Annotated in this window: 17 protein-coding genes, 6 tRNA genes, 2 other RNA genes and 1 pseudogene; 15 read left to right on the forward strand and 11 right to left on the reverse strand. The window is 50.8% G+C overall.

Features of this window, described 5'->3' with window-relative positions:
• The first annotated feature begins 92 nt into the window (after window positions 1–92).
• Window positions 93–857, forward strand: a complete 765-nt coding sequence (locus A6A26_RS20520) for a nucleotidyltransferase domain-containing protein (RefSeq protein ID WP_253851912.1) — start codon at window positions 93–95, stop codon at window positions 855–857.
• 542 nt (window positions 858–1,399) lie between these two features.
• Here the strand turns inward: A6A26_RS20520 and A6A26_RS20530 are convergent.
• The 6 genes and pseudogenes from A6A26_RS20530 to A6A26_RS20550 all read right to left on the reverse strand — a co-directional run bounded on the left by A6A26_RS20530 (window position 1,400) and on the right by A6A26_RS20550 (window position 3,306).
• Window positions 1,400–1,726: a DUF1493 family protein gene (locus tag A6A26_RS20530; RefSeq protein ID WP_063880453.1), complete on the reverse strand. Its 327-nt coding sequence runs from the start codon at window positions 1,724–1,726 to the stop codon at window positions 1,400–1,402.
• Window positions 1,720–1,839, reverse strand: a pseudogene (locus A6A26_RS26340) (STM2901 family protein); the annotation flags it as partial. The pseudogene A6A26_RS26340 and the gene A6A26_RS20530, both read right to left, overlap by 7 nt.
• A 21-nt stretch (window positions 1,840–1,860) precedes the next feature.
• Window positions 1,861–2,124, reverse strand: a complete 264-nt coding sequence (locus tag A6A26_RS20535) for a hypothetical protein (protein WP_063880454.1) — start codon at window positions 2,122–2,124, stop codon at window positions 1,861–1,863.
• Window positions 2,093–2,620, reverse strand: a complete 528-nt coding sequence (locus A6A26_RS25005) for a DUF2778 domain-containing protein (RefSeq protein ID WP_074181028.1) — start codon at window positions 2,618–2,620, stop codon at window positions 2,093–2,095. Before A6A26_RS25005 ends, A6A26_RS20535 begins: the two co-directional genes overlap by 32 nt.
• A 488-nt stretch (window positions 2,621–3,108) precedes the next feature.
• Window positions 3,109–3,184: transfer RNA gene (locus A6A26_RS20545), tRNA-Ala, on the reverse strand.
• A gap of 46 nt (window positions 3,185–3,230) precedes the next feature.
• Window positions 3,231–3,306 (reverse strand) — tRNA-Ala (locus tag A6A26_RS20550).
• Window positions 3,307–3,668: 362 nt separating this feature from the next.
• Here A6A26_RS20550 and A6A26_RS20555 point away from each other — a divergent pair.
• The gene (locus tag A6A26_RS20555) at window positions 3,669–4,457 is read left to right on the forward strand and encodes a formate/nitrite transporter family protein (protein ID WP_063880456.1); all 789 of its coding nucleotides are present in this window, start codon (window positions 3,669–3,671) and stop codon (window positions 4,455–4,457) included.
• Window positions 4,458–4,568: 111 nt separating this feature from the next.
• Window positions 4,569–4,922 carry a YfeC-like transcriptional regulator gene (locus A6A26_RS20560; protein WP_063880457.1) on the forward strand — a complete coding sequence of 118 codons (354 nt, stop codon included), beginning with the start codon at window positions 4,569–4,571 and terminating at the stop codon, window positions 4,920–4,922.
• A gap of 33 nt (window positions 4,923–4,955) precedes the next feature.
• Here A6A26_RS20560 and gltX read toward each other — a convergent pair whose 3' ends face one another.
• A complete protein-coding gene (gltX, locus tag A6A26_RS20565; RefSeq protein ID WP_063880458.1) occupies window positions 4,956–6,371 on the reverse strand; it encodes a glutamate--tRNA ligase in 1,416 nt (471 codons plus the stop codon).
• Window positions 6,372–6,641: 270 nt separating this feature from the next.
• Here gltX and A6A26_RS20570 point away from each other — a divergent pair.
• The 7 genes from A6A26_RS20570 to A6A26_RS20600 all read left to right on the forward strand — a co-directional run bounded on the left by A6A26_RS20570 (window position 6,642) and on the right by A6A26_RS20600 (window position 7,921).
• Window positions 6,642–6,717: transfer RNA gene (locus A6A26_RS20570), tRNA-Val, on the forward strand.
• 48 nt (window positions 6,718–6,765) lie between these two features.
• Window positions 6,766–6,841: transfer RNA gene (locus A6A26_RS20575), tRNA-Val, on the forward strand.
• 41 nt (window positions 6,842–6,882) lie between these two features.
• Window positions 6,883–6,958, forward strand: a tRNA-Val gene (locus A6A26_RS20580).
• 4 nt (window positions 6,959–6,962) lie between these two features.
• Window positions 6,963–7,038, forward strand: a tRNA-Lys gene (locus A6A26_RS20585).
• Between the two features lie 31 nt (window positions 7,039–7,069).
• A non-coding RNA gene (locus A6A26_RS20590) (RtT sRNA) lies at window positions 7,070–7,201 on the forward strand.
• A gap of 31 nt (window positions 7,202–7,232) precedes the next feature.
• A non-coding RNA gene (locus tag A6A26_RS20595) (RtT sRNA) lies at window positions 7,233–7,362 on the forward strand.
• 208 nt (window positions 7,363–7,570) lie between these two features.
• Complete coding sequence (locus A6A26_RS20600) at window positions 7,571–7,921, forward strand: FlxA-like family protein (RefSeq protein WP_063880459.1); 351 nt, start codon at window positions 7,571–7,573, stop codon at window positions 7,919–7,921.
• Here the strand turns inward: A6A26_RS20600 and A6A26_RS20605 are convergent.
• Complete coding sequence (locus tag A6A26_RS20605; RefSeq protein ID WP_063880460.1) at window positions 7,918–8,838, reverse strand: LysR family transcriptional regulator; 921 nt, start codon at window positions 8,836–8,838, stop codon at window positions 7,918–7,920. The two genes, A6A26_RS20600 and A6A26_RS20605, sit on opposite strands and share 4 nt — an antisense overlap.
• Before the next feature lie 95 nt (window positions 8,839–8,933).
• Between A6A26_RS20605 and A6A26_RS20610 the strand changes: the two genes are divergently transcribed.
• The gene (locus A6A26_RS20610; protein ID WP_063880461.1) at window positions 8,934–9,941 is read left to right on the forward strand and encodes a bile acid:sodium symporter family protein; all 1,008 of its coding nucleotides are present in this window, start codon (window positions 8,934–8,936) and stop codon (window positions 9,939–9,941) included.
• 44 nt (window positions 9,942–9,985) lie between these two features.
• Here A6A26_RS20610 and A6A26_RS20615 read toward each other — a convergent pair whose 3' ends face one another.
• The 3 genes from A6A26_RS20615 to zipA all read right to left on the reverse strand — a co-directional run bounded on the left by A6A26_RS20615 (window position 9,986) and on the right by zipA (window position 13,266).
• Window positions 9,986–10,204 (reverse strand): DUF3820 family protein, encoded by a 219-nt coding sequence (locus A6A26_RS20615; protein WP_063880462.1) that lies wholly within the window; start codon window positions 10,202–10,204, stop codon window positions 9,986–9,988.
• A 1-nt stretch (window position 10,205) separates the two neighbouring features.
• A complete protein-coding gene (gene ligA / locus A6A26_RS20620; RefSeq protein ID WP_063880463.1) occupies window positions 10,206–12,224 on the reverse strand; it encodes an NAD-dependent DNA ligase LigA in 2,019 nt (672 codons plus the stop codon).
• 67 nt (window positions 12,225–12,291) lie between these two features.
• Window positions 12,292–13,266, reverse strand: coding sequence for a cell division protein ZipA (gene zipA, locus A6A26_RS20625; protein ID WP_063880464.1), 975 nt, complete (start codon window positions 13,264–13,266; stop codon window positions 12,292–12,294).
• A 218-nt stretch (window positions 13,267–13,484) separates the two neighbouring features.
• Between zipA and cysZ the strand changes: the two genes are divergently transcribed.
• The 4 genes from cysZ (at window position 13,485) to ptsI (ending at window position 17,897) form a co-directional block, all read left to right on the forward strand.
• Window positions 13,485–14,252 (forward strand): sulfate transporter CysZ, encoded by a 768-nt coding sequence (gene cysZ, locus A6A26_RS20630; protein ID WP_063880465.1) that lies wholly within the window; start codon window positions 13,485–13,487, stop codon window positions 14,250–14,252.
• Window positions 14,253–14,393: 141 nt separating this feature from the next.
• Window positions 14,394–15,362: a cysteine synthase A gene (cysK, locus tag A6A26_RS20635; RefSeq protein WP_063880466.1), complete on the forward strand. Its 969-nt coding sequence runs from the start codon at window positions 14,394–14,396 to the stop codon at window positions 15,360–15,362.
• Between the two features lie 389 nt (window positions 15,363–15,751).
• Complete coding sequence (ptsH, locus tag A6A26_RS20640; protein WP_003848868.1) at window positions 15,752–16,009, forward strand: phosphocarrier protein Hpr; 258 nt, start codon at window positions 15,752–15,754, stop codon at window positions 16,007–16,009.
• Window positions 16,010–16,169: 160 nt separating this feature from the next.
• On the forward strand, window positions 16,170–17,897 hold the full coding sequence (gene ptsI / locus A6A26_RS20645) for a phosphoenolpyruvate-protein phosphotransferase PtsI (protein WP_063880467.1): 1,728 nt from the start codon (window positions 16,170–16,172) through the stop codon (window positions 17,895–17,897).
• The last annotated feature ends 24 nt before the right edge of the window (window positions 17,898–17,921 follow it).

Genomic DNA, 17,921 nt, shown 5'->3' on the forward strand with positions numbered 1-17,921 from the left:
CATCAATACTGCCCGACTAGTGGGAGCGCGCCCCGATTATAATCCAGAGCGAATCCCCTCTTTCCACCGGTTATGTTTGTTTGACAGGAGCCATGATGAGTCTGGACCCCGACAGCTACATCCCCACGCTAGCGACAGCTGACGTTCAGCCGGCGTTTCAGGCTGTCGTCAACGCAGCTGTGGCCCGTCTGAGCGCTGACTATCGGGATGGCCTGCACAGCATTTATCTTTACGGTAGCGTGGCGTGCGGAAACGCCGTCAAGTGCAGATCGGATTTAGATCTGTGTTTACTCTTCAGCCATCCACTCCGGCAAGAGCAGCAAGCCAGACTGTCAGCGTTAAAAGAGGCGCTGGCGGAAGAGCATCCTGTGGTGAGTAAAGTCGATTTTGATATCGGCACGGTCAATGAGGCACTCGCGCCGGAAAACCGCCTTTCCTGGGGCTACTGGTTAAAGCACCACTGCCGCTGCCTCTATGGCCAGGATCTCTCTGTGTACTTTGAACGTTTCCGCCCGTCCCGCGCGTTGGCACGGGCAATAAACGGTGATGTCGCAGCGGTATTGAGTGGCTATGCCACGTTATTATCCCGCGCCAGCCAGGCTCATGAGCAGCAGCAATATCAGCGCGCGGCGGCCAGAAAACTGATTCGCTCAACCAATATGTTACGCACAGATAACGATATCGACTGGCCACGCAGCCTGGAGGATCATGTTGTGCGATTCGTTGCGCTTTATCCGGAACGTGAAGACGCGATCACCTTCTTTTTAGCAGAGAGCAAGACGCCACAGGCAACTGTTGCGGAATTTACTTCACGCCTTAATGATTTCAGTCGATGGCTGTTGCAGCAATTAGGTTGAACGGGGGCGGAATCCAGGCGTTAAGTGGAATGAGAATGCAACGCAGTGCAGTTGAAAGATGTCAGGAGGCGATAAGCGGGATCGAACCGCTGACCTCTTGCATGCCATGCAAGCGCTCTCCCAGCTGAGCTATAAAATTACTTTTCAGTAAGTTAGCTAAGTAGCTTCCCCCCACATCTGGAAACTTTACCCTATAAGCGGCCCAATCATAAATACGTTTAAAAAATAACAACTATGATTACATTAAGATTCAACAATGAAAATAAAGATATATTGGCATGGTAACACTTTACTATTTCCTGCATTGAAGGAAACTCAAACAGAAAAATGAATTACTTATTGATAGATATATTTTTCACCACCTATTAACGTGAAATTATAATCTGTTAGAGAGACCTTATTTCCCCAGGCGCGTGAATCAGACTTTTCATAATACCACTTGCCATTTCTTGAACGCGAAAGCCATGACTTATCCCATTTCATTATTTACAATCGCACAGAGAAATACTAACACATTAATAATTAAAACTTTTATATGGCTATCATTGATACAACCACGTTCCCGCTTTAGCTGACTCAGCAAACATTTTTACTGTTAAAGGCTGCCTGTGTTGTTTTACTGGCTCTTTTTTAAACCACGCACGAAAAAACCAAGGCGTCGTCCAGGGATAGTAATTATCAATATTCAACGTTGAAACATCAATATTAAATTGGTCAGAATACTGATCTATAGCTTCAACCAAATCATCAAGTTCTGCGTATTCCTGTAACGGGTCATTGATTTCAAGTGGAACGATTTTGAAGCTGAACGTTCTTATTTGCGGCAATTTTTGCCGGAAGAAATCTAAAACTTGCTCATCAGTTACCATAACTTATCATCACCTCGTGCTATAGGGTTGTAGTTGGTCATGGCATTGAAGGCAATTTTTGATACGTCTGAGGCGACCATAACCCAGCCTAATATAGGGACAGTTCTGCCAACCAGTCAGGGCATCTTCTACATTCACGGGATGCTGTTGAGTTTCTTCTCTATTAGTCTAACAATCACCTGATAGCCAATCACGGTTACTAAGGTGCAAATCACTAACAATCCAATCCCAACAAAGCCTTCAATGTCACGCTGGCCAAAGATTTTAGCCACAGCAATCCAGAATTGTTGTTGTCCCGGCGTTGAGGGATCTGAAGGTCTGGCTATCAAGAATGTAATAATAAAAATAGCAACTCCGATCAGGATTCTAAACCCCGTTGGGACACGTTTTGCTTCCATTTAAAACCACCTCGATTGTTCCAAACGACATCAGCCCATTACGTAATTTCACTTGCGGTGTAGAGAGCAATGCTTGCCTTATGGCTGTAAAATCGGTTTTGTGCTGTAGGGTAATGCAGCCTAAAGAAATTCCAAGAGGGCCGCGAGGGTGAAGCCTAAAATTCCCTCTTTCTACGTTATTTATCCAGGTATGATCGTCTATCTTTCCATCATCACGATACAAAGCAAACCATTCATACTTAATAACGGGTGTTGAAGTAGGCCACGAGTAAAAATCGTGTAAGTCAGTTCTGACAACACCTTTCCAACCACCTGTTGGGCGTTTAACGATGTGATATAGACCGTCAGGTATTGGCCCATTATCTGGAACTGCAATACATCCTGCACTGTTGCGGTATTCGCCATTACCAGAGAAGGCCATAAACGTTCCTACGCCATACATTAGCAGAGGGGAGTAGTCTGCATCATTAACAGTGAACTTTCCTTTTAATGCCATATTTGGCTCCTTCAACACACACCCTAACGATAAGGATGACTTATCATAAAGCCCCATCATAAAAAGACAATAGAAGCCATACAGCCCCGTTGGCGGTAAGGCAATAACGGGAGCGTAGCGACTTCATCAATTGTCCAGAATGACCACAACTTATCAGGATGTTTGTGTATTTCTTAGAAGCGTGAGCGAAACGCTGGCAGAGCCGGAACTGTAGCTACCAGAATCAACCACCATAAGCCTGTTTAGGGCCATAAAAGGCCGCACATCGGGCTTAAAATGCGTGTGATCAGACTGTTTTGTAAGAAGTGTTTTGAGACGGAGGCACGTCATTAGCTTTCGAGTTTTGAATTGCTACCTGTTCGAGCTATTAACTACAGGCCACAGTGATGTTATTCTCACAAATTGCCACTAACACCACTGTGGCAGTGTATGAGTAAAGTCACTCACTCGAAATCTATTAACGTATTGATTTGAAAACAAGAAATGATTGGTGGAGATAAGCGGGATCGAACCGCTGACCTCTTGCATGCCATGCAAGCGCTCTCCCAGCTGAGCTATACCCCCACATCTGGAAATCGTTTTTTCAGTGCCAAACTTTTGGGAAGAAGTTTGGTGGAGCTAAGCGGGATCGAACCGCTGACCTCTTGCATGCCATGCAAGCGCTCTCCCAGCTGAGCTATAGCCCCGTACCGAAAAAACCGTCGTGTTAAGCGACGGACGGCATAATATGAAACCCCCCATGGAGTGTCAACGGCAAAATCACATTCTGTGTTTGATCGCTGAAAAAGACGGCAAACTCAGCGTGATGACGGGCGTTTGTTTCTCTCTTGCCCTTGTTAACATCATGAAAGGAGCCTGGGTTTGATTAGTAATTTTTTATCGGCTGCTAGGTTAATACGCGGTTAAATATGTTATAGGAATTATCTTGTCTTCCCTGTAATGTCGTGTAAAACTTAGCCCGCTATGTAATACGGCTGCATGGTTTTCTCCAGCGCACCGTTCTTCAACCAGGCGTTTTCGCTCCAATACTAAAATCAATAGAGAATATATGTCGCTGCATACACCCAAAGAGATCGCCCAACTGGCGATTCAGGCTGGCGTGGCAAAAAGCCATGCCTCCATTAGTTCCTTAATTATTCTTGGCTTCATGGCAGGTGCCTTCATCGCTACAGGCTTCTTGTTGGATGTCCACGTTATCAACTCACTCCCAGCGGACTGGGGTTCATTTGGCGGCTTTCTAGGTGCTGCGGTGTTCCCGGTCGGTTTAATCCTGACCATTCTGGCCGGTGGCGAGCTGTTAACCGGCAATATGATGACGTTGCCTGTTGCCTGGTTTGCACGCCGCGTAAGTGGCTACAGCGTATTACGTAACTGGTTCTGGGTAACCATTGCGAACTTCCTTGGCAGCATCGCTATCGCCTGGTTCTTTGGGCATATGCTGGCCATGACCGAAGGCGACTACCTGAAAAAGACATTGGCTATTGCTAACGCAAAAGTGCATGCCGATTTCCTGCACGCCTTTATCTCTGGCATCGGCTGTAACTGGCTGGTATGTCTTGCCGTGTGGCTGGCATTCGCCAGTAAAGACGTGGTAGGCAAAATTTTCGCTATGTGGTTCCCGGTTATGGCGTTCGTCGCCATCGGCTTCCAGCACGTTGTCGCGAACATGTTCATCATCCCTGCTGCGATTTTCGCCGGACAGATGAGCTGGGCTGAATATTTCCCCAACTTCGTGGCGGTATTCTTAGGTAACGCCGTTGGCGGTGCCGTCTTCGTTGGTCTGGCTTACTTCCTCGCTTTCCGCCCCGCTGCCGAGCAGCCACGCACCGCGCAATAAACTTTCTTTGCCTTTTGTTGAGAGACAAAAGGCAATTTCGTTTCCAGTTACTTTCACGCGTTACGATTTGCTGTAATATGTATGGCTAATGTATTTAACAGGGACAGCATCGTGAAAAAGGAATGGCTAACTCCGGAAGAACTGGCAATCGAAACGGGCTACAGTCGGCAGACGGTGAACAAATGGATCAAACGCGAGAACTGGACGACCACGCCAAAGCCGGGTGTTCAGGGCGGAAAAGCAAGACTGATTCATATTGATGAACGCGTGAAAAGTTTCATTCAGTCGACGCGCAATCTTAATGAACCCACGGCAAATTACACGCCTCCAGCGAATTCTTTACCTGCGTTATTGATAAGCTCTGTCCAGCAAATGAGTCAGAATGAACAAGATCAGCTTACGGCGTTGATTCTGCGGGAAGGGATTAAAGGTGTACTCGGCCGTCTGGGGATTAGTGAAGAGTAAGAAACCGGAAGCGTAATGCTTCCGGTTTTTTTATTAGTTCTGTGCTTCGCGCTCGGCAATAAAGGCCAGCGCTTTTTCAATACGCGCGACACTGCGGGTGCGACCAATCGCTTCCACCGTGACATCCAGTCCTGGGGACTGACCTGCGCCGGTCACGGCAACGCGCAGTGGCATTCCCACTTTACCCATGCCTACGCCCAGCTCATCCGCGCTCTGCTGAATCGCCTGATGCACGGTTTCGGCATTCCAGTCAGTCAATGCAGCCAGTTTATCGCGAACCACTTCCAGCGGTTGACGTGCAACCGGACGCAGATGCTTTTTCGCGGCATCGGCATCGAATTCTGAAAAGTCCTGATAAAAATAGTGGCAGGACGCCGCCATCTCTTTCAGCGTCTTACAGCGTTCACCGAGCAAGGTCACCAGCTTCGCCAGCTCCGGGCCAGTGCGGGTATCAATATTCTGCTGTTCAATGTGCCATTGCAGATGTGTTGCCACATACTCTGGCGGCAGCGCGTTGATGTAGTGATGATTTAACCACTGCAGCTTTTCGGTATTAAAGGCGCTGGCGGACTTACTGACCGCGTCCAGGCTAAACAGCGCTGTCATTTCTTTGACAGAGAAGATTTCCTGATCGCCATGAGACCAGCCCAGACGGACTAAATAGTTAAGCAAGGCTTCTGGCAGATAGCCGTCATCACGGTATTGCATGACGCCTACCGCACCATGTCGCTTAGACAGTTTTTTACCGTCGTCGCCCAGGATCATAGAAACGTGGGCATAAACCGGTACCTGTGCACCGATAGCCTTGAGAATATTGATCTGGCGCGGGGTGTTGTTGATGTGATCTTCACCACGCACAACATGGGTAATGCCCATATCCCAGTCGTCGACCACGACGCAGAAGTTATACGTCGGTGAGCCATCGGTGCGACGGATGATCAGATCGTCAAGCTCCTGATTGCTGAACTCAATCGGGCCACGAATCTGGTCATCAAAAATAACCGATCCCTCTTGTGGATTACGGAAACGCACCACATGCGGTTCATCATCGGCATGATGTTCATGGCTGTCGCGGCAACGGCCGTCGTAACGCGGTTTTTCACCGTTAGCCATTTGCGTTTCACGCAGCGCTTCCAGACGCTCTCTGGAGCAGTAACATTTATAAGCCGTACCCGCTTCCTGCATTTCATCAATAACGGCGTTATAGCGATCGAAACGTTTAGTCTGGTAATAGGGACCTTCATCCCAATCCAGGCTCAGCCAGTTCATCCCATCCATAATGGCTTCAATGGCTTCCGGTGTTGAACGCTCAAGATCGGTATCTTCAATGCGCAGCACAAACTCGCCCTGATGATGACGGGCAAAGAGCCATGAGTAGAGGGCAGTACGCGCGCCACCTACATGTAAGAAGCCGGTGGGGCTTGGCGCGAAGCGAGTTTTGATTTTCATTCAGTATTGCCTTAAATGCGCAGGTTCGTTGTCTGGATGACAAAAAACAGGTTAGACGCGAAAAGAGTGCGCATATTCTAGCATCTGATGATGAATCCTCAATGCATGCAAGGCAGCTGAGCGCCAGCAAACCCTATATTTCTGCTAAGAAAACCAGCACATTGGATAAAATCGCTACGGGATGTTTAAAATTAAACCGAACGCACAATTATGTTTTAAAAAGCGTTGACTCAAAATCAACTATCCCTATAATGCGACTCCACACAGCGGGGGTGATTAGCTCAGTTGGTAGAGCATCTCCCTTACAAGGAGGGGGTCGGCGGTTCGAACCCGTCATCACCCACCACTCTTAACAAGGTTTAAGATGGCCCGCAGTGTGCAAGAGATAAGATATGGGTGATTAGCTCAGTTGGTAGAGCATCTCCCTTACAAGGAGGGGGTCGGCGGTTCGAACCCGTCATCACCCACCATATCTTAGTCAGATGACACTCTTGTGAAGCAGTACCGAAGTGGGTGATTAGCTCAGTTGGTAGAGCATCTCCCTTACAAGGAGGGGGTCGGCGGTTCGAACCCGTCATCACCCACCACTTCGGGTCGTTAGCTCAGTTGGTAGAGCAGTTGACTTTTAATCAATTGGTCGCAGGTTCGAATCCTGCACGACCCACCAATGTTGAAAGGCGCCCTAAAGGCGCCTTTTTGCTGTGCGCAAAACGTGCGGGATGAGAACCTGCCGCAGGTTCGACTGAATCGCAAAGCGGTTCAGGCTGATGCGCCAGCATCACCCGAAGGGCGAGGCCCACCGGGCCGAGGCAATCCTGCACGACCCACCAATGTTGAAAGGCGCCCTAAAGGCGCCTTTTTGCTATGCGTAAAACGTGCGGGATGAGAACCTGCTGGCAGGTTCGACTGAATCGCAAAGCGGTTCAGGCTGATGCGCCAGCATCACCCGAAGGGTGAGGCCCGGACGGGAGAAACCCTGTCCAACTTCCCTCTCCACATAAAGCGCTGGCGCCCTTTTTCTTTTCTGTGCTCAGATGACAGTCGGGTCCATCTTACCTGTCGTCACCTCTCATCTTCCCTGCCCGCCTTAACCTCACGCAAGAATGTAAGAATCTTTTCACATATTTAACACTCAGAGACATTAAGCTTTTCCTGTTAACGTCCGATAACCTAAAACGTCTAATTGTAAGGAGAGCCTCATGACAACTATATTAACCAGCACACCGAGTATCGGAAGCGGCAGTTCATCAGACACGGTCAATTCAAGTGATACCGCATCACAAATCGCCAGCCTGAATAAGCAGATTTCTCGTCTCAACGATCAACTGAAAAGTTTGGGCGACGATAAGACGATGACCACAGAGGAGAAAAAGAAGCAGCAAGATACGATTAAGGCACAAATCCAGGTTTTAGAAGCGCAAATCCAGCAGTTACAACGCAAAGAGCAACAGAAAGCTGAAGCAAAGCAGGCGCAAAAAGAAGGTAATACTACCCCTGCAGATGGTGTTAATCGCCCTACGCAAAACAACCAACTTGACGTTTATATTTAAAACGCAGGTCTGGATTCGCGTTGTTGCGTCAGCAATCTTGCCTGCTGACGCACTTCCTGCCATATCGCTTCGGCCGCTGGCGTTAAAGAGCGATTTTTACGCTTAATTAATGTCAGGGTGCGATTGATCTCAGGATAGAGACGCCGTACCGTTAGTGCGCGCCCTGCCGGTAGCGGTAACGCCAGGGCCGGTAAAATGCTGATCCCGATGCCCGCATCGACCATGGGAAAAAGCGTAGCGGGATGGCCGATTTCCTGGATTACGTTAATATTCACGTTCTGCTGGCGTAAAGCCGCATCAATTAATACCCGGCTGCCTGAAGCGTAATCCTGCAGCACCATCGTCCTGCCGTCCAACATAGACCACTGCGCCAGTGCTACCTCGGCAAGCGGATCGTCTTCCCGGCACAACAGCAGAAAAGGTTCGTCCAGAATCGCACAGCAGTCAAAATCCGTGTCATTAAGCGGGCCGATGACGATCCCAAAATCGACTTCAGCATTGCGTACACTTTCTAACACCCATTGCTGAACGCGATCGTGCAAAATGATCTTAATATCAGGATAGCTATGCTGGCTGGCGGCAAGACATTGCGGCATCAGGTGCGCAGAAATGGTCTGACTGGCCGCGATTCTCACCGTCCCACTGCGTTGTTCGCCGTAGCTGCGAATATCAAGCAGCGTCGTATTCATCTCTTCCAGCAGCCTTTCCATGCGCGATGCCAGCTGCTGTCCGGCCTCGGTCAGGACCACTTCGCGCGTCGTACGGTCCAGCAGGCGAACGCCGATTTCATTTTCCAACTCTTTTATACTGTGGCTCACCGCTGACTGGCTCAGGCCAATAGCCTGCCCGGCCTGGCTAAAGCCGCCATAGTGGGCAACGGCAACAAAGGTGCGTAGCTGACGCAAAGAGTAATTCATCGATTTCTCACATAGATTAATCTAATAAATTAATTTTATTTCTAAACCCGCATCGCGCACAATCCTCACAGACTTAATTTAACCGGATTGTAACGATGGGATTTTTACGTATAGACCCAATGATGATTAAGCTTATCATCACCGTGTTGTTGGCCTCTTTTATTCCTGCCAGAGGCGGCTTCGTTGACGTTTTCCAGTACCTCACTACCGCCGCGATTGCCCTGCTTTTCTTTATGCATGGTGCCAAGCTATCGCGGGAAAAAATCATTGCCGGTAGCAGCCACTGGCGTCTCCATCTCTGGATTATGTGCAGTACGTTTGTGATGTTCCCGGCTATCGGCATGCTAATTGTCTGGTGGCATCCGGTAAACGTCGGCGCAGAGATTTATACCGGTTTCCTGTATCTGTGTATCTTACCTGCCACCGTGCAGTCAGCGATTGCCTTTACCTCGATGGCTGGCGGGAACGTTGCCGCCGCGGTATGTAGCGCATCGGCATCCAGCCTGTTGGGCGTATTTATCTCCCCGCTGCTGGTGAATCTGGTCATGGACGTCAACAGTAACGGGCCGGGCGATGGTCTGGAGCAGGTGGGAAAAATCATGCTGCAGCTGTTGGTGCCTTTTGTTCTGGGCCATCTGTCGCGTCGCTGGATTAGCGGCTGGGTGGAAAGACATCGTGGTCTGATTGGGATTACCGATCAAACCTCCATTCTGTTAGTCGTTTATTCCGCCTTCAGTGAAGCCGTGGTCAACGGCATCTGGAAACGCGTGGGCGTTGATACGCTGCTGTGGATTTTGGCGGGATGCGTACTGCTGCTGACGATCGTACTGCTGATTAACTACTTTGCCTCTCGTCTGTTCGGCTTCAGCCGCCCGGATGAGATCGTTGTTCTGTTCTGTGGTTCTAAAAAGAGCCTGGCAAACGGCGTGCCCATGGCGAACATTCTGTTCCCCGCCAGTGCGGTCGGCATCATCGTTTTGCCCTTGATGATCTTTCATCAGGTTCAGTTAATGGTGTGTTCGTTTATAGCCGGGCGCTATAAGAAAACCAACGACATGCAGGCTAAAAAAGTAAAAGCGGCGGCGGTGGAATCGCAGAAGTAACTCAAACGCTGCCTCGTTGGCTTGATACCCACGAGGCAGCGTGCTTATTCACCACGCTTTAAGGGCTTCACCAGCCCTTCCAGCCCTTCAATTTTAATGGTCAGCGTCAGCTGCATCAGCTCACCTAAACGCCCTGACGGAAAATCACCACTGCGGGCAAACCACAGCAAATAGGGTTCAGGCAAATCAATCAGCATCCGGCCTTTATATTTGCCAAAGGGCATGGCTGTATTGGCAATCTCAACCAGATACTGTTTGTCCATTTCAGGCCCCCAATAACCGAATCATTTCAGCCTCGTCAATCACCTCAATGCCCAGTTCCTGTGCCTTCACCAGCTTTGAACCGGCAGCTTCGCCAGCGATAAGCAAATCGGTTTTCCTGGATACACTCCCGCTCACTTTCGCGCCGAGTTCGGTAAGACGGGCCTTGGCATCGTCCCGGTTCATCTGTGACAGCGAGCCTGTGAGCACCACGGTTTTGCCTGCAAATGGACTGTCAATCTCTTCGGCTTTTACCACTACCACTTGCGGCCAGTGAATGCCAATATCCTCAACCAACTGACGGATGACTTCCCGATTGCTCTCTTCTTCCATAAAGTTGCGGACATGCTTAGCGACGACGGTGCCGACATCCTGCACCGCAATCAACGCATCAAGATCGGCGTCCATCACCTTCTGCAACTCACCAAAGTGGTTGGCCAGATTAGCCGCCGTGGCTTCTCCGACTTCACGAATCCCCAGTGCATACAGGAAGCGCGCCAGCGTGGTGGATTTGGCCTTCTCTAACGCATCGACCACGTTCTGCGCTGATTTCGCGCCCATGCGATCCAGACCGGTCAGGGTTTCACGGGTTAAACGGAACAGATCCGCTGGCGTTTTGACATACTCTTTTTCCACCAGTTGATCGATGATCTTATCGCCCATGCCATCCACATCCATGGCACGGCGCGACACAAAATGCTTCAGCGCTTCTTTGCGCTGCGCGCCACAGATCAACCCACCAGTACAGCGCGTCACGGCTTCGCCTTCGATGCGCTCCACATCAGACCCGCAGACCGGACAGTGGGCAGGAAACACGATTTCACGGGCATCCTCAGGACGTTCGCTGGCGATGACATTCACCACCTGAGGGATAACGTCACCGGCACGGCGAATAACCACCTTATCGCCGATACGCAGATCAAGCCGTTCAATCTCGTCCGCATTATGCAAGGTGGCATTGCTGACCATGACGCCTGCCACCTGCACCGGCTCCAGTCGGGCGACAGGCGTAATCGCCCCTGTGCGGCCGACCTGGAATTCGACATCACGCACTACGGTCATCTGCTCCTGAGCGGGGAACTTGAAGGCCACCGCCCAACGCGGCGCGCGGGCCACAAAGCCCAGTTTTTCCTGCAAATCCTGAGAATCGACTTTGATCACCACGCCATCAATATCAAACCCCAGCGCTGTACGCTGGGCTTCAACGTCGTGATAAAACGCCAGAGCCTCATCGGCATTATGAGCCAGACGGATACGATCGCTGACGGGCAAACCCCAGGCTTTAAACTGTTGCAGACGCGCCATGTGGCTGCGCGGCATCTCGCCCCCTTCCAGCAGACCTAACCCGTAGCAAAAGAAGGTCAGTGGTCGTTTCGCGGTGATTCGCGGATCAAGCTGGCGCAGGGAACCCGCTGCCGCATTGCGCGGATTGGCAAAGACTTTGCCCTCGGTACGGCGCGCTTCAGCGTTCAGCTTTTCGAAACCGCGTTGGGTCATAAAGACTTCACCGCGCACTTCGACGCGGGCGGGAATATTATCGCCTTTGAGCCGCAGCGGGATGGCGCGAATCGTCCGCACATTGGTGGTGATATTCTCGCCGGTCGTTCCGTCTCCGCGTGTGGCGGCACGGGTTAACAGTCCATCTTCATACAAGAGGCTGACGGCCAGGCCATCCAGTTTGAGTTCGCAGCAGTAAACCAGATCATCGCTGCTTTTCAGACGATCCTGCACGCGTTTGTTGAACGCTCTAAAGCTGGCTTCATCAAAGGCATTATCCAGTGACAGCATGGGAACTTCATGACGTACCTGCTCAAACACCATCAGCGGAGCAGCACCCACGCGTTGCGTCGGTGAATCCGGGGTAATCAGATCGGGATGTTGTTCTTCAAGCTCACGCAGTTCACGCATCAAACGGTCGTATTCCGCATCGGGAACGTCCGGCGCATCCATTACGTGATAAAGGTATTCATGATGGCGCAGCGTAGTGCGCAGTTCGGTGATGTGTTCCTGGACGGATTTCATATAACCCCATCAGATAAAAAACCCCCGACAGGCGGGGGTTTATCATAACAAATTGGAAAAGTGCGGATCAGTCTCTGGATTCAACCACATCGCGGATACGCGCTTTGTAGGTTTCCAGTTTCTGCGGCGTCATCATGCGGCGCTCGTCATCAAGTACCACGCCACCGACATCGTCCGCAATGCGCTGTGCCGACTGCAGCATCAGTTTGAAATTCTGATTCGCATCACCATACGACGGCACCATCATGAAAATGGACACGCCGGGCGTAGTGAAGTCGGTCATTTCGTCTGGATTAAATGAACCGGGTTTGACCATGTTAGCCAGGCTAAACAGCACCGGGCCACTTCCGGCCGGACTGAGATGGCGATGGAAGATGTTCATTTCGCCATACTGGAAGCCGGCCTGCAAAATGCCCTGTAACAGCGCTTCACCATTAAGTTGACCACCAGAATGGGCGGCAACATGCAGAACCAACACGGCTTCTTTCGGTTTGCTGCTGGTCGCCGGTCGGGACTCGGGCTGCTTAGGCTGCGGCGGGCTAACCACTTCTGGCTCAGGCTCAGGTGCCGCCTGGTAAACCGGATTAGGCTGCACCGTATCCAGCGGGTCGGCATCCAGCAAAGGGTCCGCCTGTACCGGAGGCGCGGCAACAAAGGTAGGCTGCTGGCGCGCGGGCCGTTGCTGGGGCGTAGGTTCAGACGTTGGCGCTGGGGCAAAAAGCGGATCGCTGTCAGGCCCGGCGGTGGATGACTGACGCGCGCGCGCTGCTGTGACAGGCTCGTCCGGCTGCACGCGAGTGTTGTCGAAATGAGGCTCCTGGTGTTCGCGCGTGTGGCGCACACGAACTTCACCGACGCCTTCTGCTACGTCATCGGTCAGGGTCTCATCATCATGTTCATCACGTTGTTTCAAACGTTTGTGCGGGCGATCGCGGAACACTGAAGAGCGCTCTTTACGGCTGGTCCACAGTCCGTGAATAAGAAGCGCTATAATGGCGATCGCGCCAACAACGATTAATATCAGACGCAAATCCTGCATCATTGTATTCTCTGTTGTTCCAATACCTTGCCACCGCGGCAAACTTTATTCTCTAACTGTATTTGCCCTGCCAGATAAGTGCAAGTCTGTGCAGTATTTTCTCACAAATAAGATAGACCACCCACGCTTTTTCGCTGTTTTTTTACCCAAACGGCACCTGGCCAGCAGAAAAAGCCAGGTTATAGTGGGCGCGCCTTAACATCTTCAGGAGAATGGGCTCTATGGCTGTAAACAATTCGGTATCCTCATTTAACGGTGTGCACTACTTCAGCCAGGGCTGGAAGCTGGTCAGATTACCCGGCATCAGGCGCTTTGTGATCATCCCTTTACTGGTCAATATCGTTCTGCTGGGCGGCGCTTTCGTGTGGCTTTTTTACCAGCTTGATACGTGGATACCACAGTTAATGTCCCATGTGCCAGACTGGCTGCAGTGGCTGAGCTATTTGCTGTGGCCGCTGTCTGTGATTTCCGTCGTGCTGGTGTTCAGCTACTTCTTTTCCACCCTAGCCAATCTGATTGCTGCCCCCTTTTGTGGCCTGCTGGCAGAACAACTGGAAGCGCGCCTGACCGGCAAACCGCTCCCCGACAGCGGCTGGGTCGGCATGCTCAAAGATATACCGCGTATCATGAAACGTGAATTACAGAAGCTGGGCTACTACCTGCCCCGCGCGCTTGGCTTACTGCTGCTCTACTTTATTCCGGGCTTTGGGCAAACTGTCGCGCCGGTGCTGTGGTTTATGTTCAGCGCATGGATGCTGTCCATTCAATACTGCGACTATCCCTTCGATAACCATAAGGTAGGTTTTCAGCAGATGCGCCATGCCTTGCGTCAGCACAAGACGGCGAATATGCAGTTTGGGGCGCTGGTCAGCCTGTTTACCATGATTCCTGTGGTTAACCTTGCCATCATGCCGGTGGCGGTTTGTGGCGCAACGGCGATGTGGGTCGATCGCTATCGCACGCGCCTTGCCCGCGCAAACCCAGGCTAAACTCATCAGCCAGCCTTATGCGATTTTTTGCAGGTCTTATTGCCATGAGACATATAGATATATGATTTCTTTCCTTCCGCCAGAAAGAAGAACAGGTATGCTCTGAGGGTTCCCAATAATTCATACAGTTAAGGACAGGCTATGAGCAAGATTTATGAAGACAACTCTTTAACAATTGGTCATACGCCGCTGGTTCGACTGAACCGCATCGGTAACGGCCGCATCCTTGTCAAGGTTGAGTCCCGTAACCCAAGCTTTAGTGTGAAATGCCGTATCGGTGCCAATATGATTTGGGACGCAGAAAAGCGCGGTATTCTTAAGCCCGGCATTGAGCTGGTTGAGCCGACCAGTGGTAACACCGGGATTGCACTGGCGTACGTGGCTGCCGCGCGCGGTTATAAGCTGACGCTGACCATGCCGGATACCATGTCCGTTGAACGTCGTAAACTGCTGAAAGCATTGGGTGCGAACCTGGTGCTGACCGAAGGCGCAAAAGGCATGAAAGGCGCAATCGGCAAAGCTGAAGAGATTGTTGCCAGCAATCCGGATAAATTCTTGCTGCTGCAGCAGTTCAGCAACCCGGCCAACCCGGAAATTCATGAAAAGACCACCGGCCCGGAAATCTGGGAAGACACCGATGGTGAAGTGGATGTGTTTATTGCCGGTGTCGGCACCGGTGGCACCCTGACAGGTGTGAGCCGCTACATCAAAAACACCAAGGGTAAAAAATCATTGATCACGGTAGCGGTCGAGCCAACCGATTCTCCCGTGATTGCTCAGGCAATGGCAGGCGAAGAGCTGAAACCTGGCCCACATAAAATTCAGGGCATTGGTGCCGGTTTTATTCCCGGCAACCTGGATCTGGCGCTGATTGACCTGGCTGTCGCCATCACCAACGAAGACGCTATCTCTACGGCACGTCGCCTGATGGAAGAAGAAGGTATTCTGGCAGGTATTTCCTCTGGCGCTGCCGTCGCCGCCGCGCTGAAGCTGCAGGAAGACGAAGCCTATGCCGACAAGAATATTGTGGTTATCCTCCCCTCTTCTGGTGAGCGCTATCTGAGTACTGCCCTGTTTGCCGATCTCTTTACCGAGAAAGAACTGCAGTAAGCGGGAAGGCTTTCGGATAAATGCTTAAAAAGCACCCAGATGGGTGCTTTTTTGTGGCGTAGATCTCACTTTTACCATGCGGCAGATTGATTTCAGTAACGTGGCTCTGGTATTTAGACTGCCAATTATTTCGAAGCCTGAAATTAATCCTCCTTTGAAGTGGATCAAGCTGAGTCAATATTCAGATTTAGTGAAAGGGCGAATCACGGCATAATTACCCGGTGACGTGCTCAAAACGCTTTTTGACACTCAGCGGGAAAGAAAGACTCATTCAAGCGCATTTGTCAGACAGTAAGATGTATACCCGCGCACCTACACAGGCTAAAGTTACGGCTCCAGGCTAGACTTTAGATCCATAACACTAATCCTGAAAAAGTTGGGGAAATAGAATGTTCCAGCAAGAAGTTACCATTACCGCACCAAACGGACTGCATACTCGCCCTGCTGCGCAATTTGTCAAAGAAGCTAAAGCCTTCCAGTCAGAAATCACTGTCACCTCCAATGGTAAATCTGCCAGCGCTAAAAGCCTGTTCAAGCTGCAGACTTTGGGTCTGACCCAGGGCACCGTTGTCACACTTTCTGCGGAAGGTGAAGATGAGCAAAAAGCCGTAGAGCATTTGGTTAAGCTGATGGCGGAACTGGAGTAATCTCCTTTCTGCACCGCTTTAAAACGACTCTTCTGCGCCATTGCGTGCAACATCTTGATCGCGGACAAACTGTCCGCGTTATTGCTTTCGTAGAGTACGTGTCCCACGACTATGGCAATGCAACGAGTCCAGTCAGCCATCGTGATAAAAAGGTAAGGTTATGATTTCAGGCATTTTAGCATCACCAGGTATCGCTTTCGGCAAAGCTCTGCTGCTGAAAGAAGACGAGATCGTCATCAACCGCAAAAAGATTTCAGATGATCAGGTTGAGCAGGAAATTCAGCGTTTTCTTCAGGGCCGTGGCAAAGCGGCTGAGCAGCTGGAAGCCATTCGCATTAAAGCCAGCGAAACCCTGGGTGAAGAAAAAGCAGCGATCTTCGAAGGCCACATTATGTTGCTGGAAGACGAAGAGCTGGAGCAGGAAATCACCGACCTGATCAAAAAAGATCACGCTACTGCCGATGCCGCTGTGAACTCAGTGATTGACGCTCAGGCTAAAGCCCTGGAAGAGCTGGACGATGAATACCTGAAAGAGCGCGCGGCGGACGTGCGCGACATCGGCAAACGCCTGCTACAAAATATTTTAGGTCTGCACATTGTCGACCTGAGCGCAATCCAGGACGAATCTATTCTGGTGGCGAAAGATTTAACGCCGTCAGAAACCGCACAGCTGAACCTGAAAAAGGTGCTGGGCTTTATTACCGATTTGGGCGGTCGGACTTCGCACACGTCAATCATGGCTCGCTCGTTAGAGATCCCGGCAATCGTCGGTACCGGTAACGTGACCGCCACGATCAAGAACGGCGATTTCATTATTCTGGATGGCGTGAACAATGCGATTCACATCAACCCGTCTGAAGCGGTTCAGGAAGAGCTGAAAGCCGTTCAGCATCAGTATCATTCAGAAAAACATGAACTGGCCAAGCTGAAAGACCTGCCGGCGGTGACGCTGGATGGTCATCAGGTCGAAGTCTGCGCCAATATCGGAACCGTGCGTGATATCGCCGGAGCCGAGCGTAACGGCGCTGAAGGTGTAGGTCTGTACCGCACCGAGTTCCTGTTTATGGATCGCGATTCGCTGCCTACCGAAGAAGAGCAGTTCCAGGCCTATAAAGCCGTTGCTGAAGCGATGGGATCGCAGGCCGTTATCGTGCGTACCATGGACATCGGCGGTGACAAAGACCTGCCTTACATGAACCTGCCAAAAGAAGAGAACCCGTTCCTGGGCTGGCGTGCTATCCGTATCGCAATGGATCGTAAAGAGATCCTGCATGCTCAGCTGCGCGCCATTCTGCGTGCTTCGTCCTTCGGTAAGCTGCGTATCATGTTCCCGATGATTATTTCGGTCGAAGAAGTACGCAGTCTGAAAGCGGAACTGGAGCTGCTTAAAGCGCAGTTACGCGAAGAAGGCAAAGCGTTTGATGAGTCAATCGAAGTCGGCATTATGGTTGAAACCCCTGCTTCTGCCGTGATTGCCCGTCACCTGGCTAAAGAAGTCGACTTCTTTAGCATTGGGACAAACGATTTGACGCAGTATACTCTTGCAGTAGATCGTGGTAATGATTTGATTTCGCACCTGTATAACCCAATGACACCGTCAGTATTGAACCTCATCAAGCAAGTTATTGATGCGTCTCATGCTGAAGGTAAATGGACTGGCATGTGTGGTGAGCTGGCAGGTGACGAACGTGCTACACTACTGTTACTGGGAATGGGGCTGGACGAATTCAGCATGAGTGCCATTTCTATCCCTGGCATCAAGAAAATTATTCGTAATACACATTTCGAAGATGCGAAGGCGTTGGCAGAGCAGGCACTGGCTCAACCTACGGCGGAAGACTTGATGAACCTGGTTAACAAGTTCATTAAAGAAAAAACGCTCTGCTGATCCACGAGATGCTGGCCCCAAATT

It is taken from the genome of Pantoea sp. OXWO6B1, assembly GCF_001641135.1.
GTDB classification, from domain to species: Bacteria; Pseudomonadota; Gammaproteobacteria; order Enterobacterales; family Enterobacteriaceae; genus Pantoea; species Pantoea allii.

Excerpts from the sequence above, each read along its gene's own strand:
- cysZ (WP_063880465.1), top strand. The coding sequence starts at position 13,485 with ATGGCTGTAAACAATTCGGTATCCTCATTTAACGGTGTGCACTACTTC.
- A6A26_RS20520 (WP_253851912.1), top strand. The coding sequence starts at position 93 with ATGATGAGTCTGGACCCCGACAGCTACATCCCCACGCTAGCGACAGCT.
- zipA (WP_063880464.1), bottom strand. The coding sequence starts at position 13,266 with ATGATGCAGGATTTGCGTCTGATATTAATCGTTGTTGGCGCGATCGCC.
- A6A26_RS20610 (WP_063880461.1), top strand. The coding sequence starts at position 8,934 with ATGGGATTTTTACGTATAGACCCAATGATGATTAAGCTTATCATCACC.
- A6A26_RS20530 (WP_063880453.1), bottom strand. The coding sequence starts at position 1,726 with ATGGTAACTGATGAGCAAGTTTTAGATTTCTTCCGGCAAAAATTGCCG.
- cysK (WP_063880466.1), top strand. The coding sequence starts at position 14,394 with ATGAGCAAGATTTATGAAGACAACTCTTTAACAATTGGTCATACGCCG.
- A6A26_RS20535 (WP_063880454.1), bottom strand. The coding sequence starts at position 2,124 with ATGGAAGCAAAACGTGTCCCAACGGGGTTTAGAATCCTGATCGGAGTT.
- ptsH (WP_003848868.1), top strand. The coding sequence starts at position 15,752 with ATGTTCCAGCAAGAAGTTACCATTACCGCACCAAACGGACTGCATACT.
- ptsI (WP_063880467.1), top strand. The coding sequence starts at position 16,170 with ATGATTTCAGGCATTTTAGCATCACCAGGTATCGCTTTCGGCAAAGCT.
- A6A26_RS20615 (WP_063880462.1), bottom strand. The coding sequence starts at position 10,204 with ATGGACAAACAGTATCTGGTTGAGATTGCCAATACAGCCATGCCCTTT.
- ligA (WP_063880463.1), bottom strand. The coding sequence starts at position 12,224 with ATGAAATCCGTCCAGGAACACATCACCGAACTGCGCACTACGCTGCGC.
- A6A26_RS20605 (WP_063880460.1), bottom strand. The coding sequence starts at position 8,838 with ATGAATTACTCTTTGCGTCAGCTACGCACCTTTGTTGCCGTTGCCCAC.
- gltX (WP_063880458.1), bottom strand. The coding sequence starts at position 6,371 with ATGAAAATCAAAACTCGCTTCGCGCCAAGCCCCACCGGCTTCTTACAT.
- A6A26_RS20555 (WP_063880456.1), top strand. The coding sequence starts at position 3,669 with ATGTCGCTGCATACACCCAAAGAGATCGCCCAACTGGCGATTCAGGCT.
- A6A26_RS25005 (WP_074181028.1), bottom strand. The coding sequence starts at position 2,620 with ATGGCATTAAAAGGAAAGTTCACTGTTAATGATGCAGACTACTCCCCT.
- A6A26_RS20600 (WP_063880459.1), top strand. The coding sequence starts at position 7,571 with ATGACAACTATATTAACCAGCACACCGAGTATCGGAAGCGGCAGTTCA.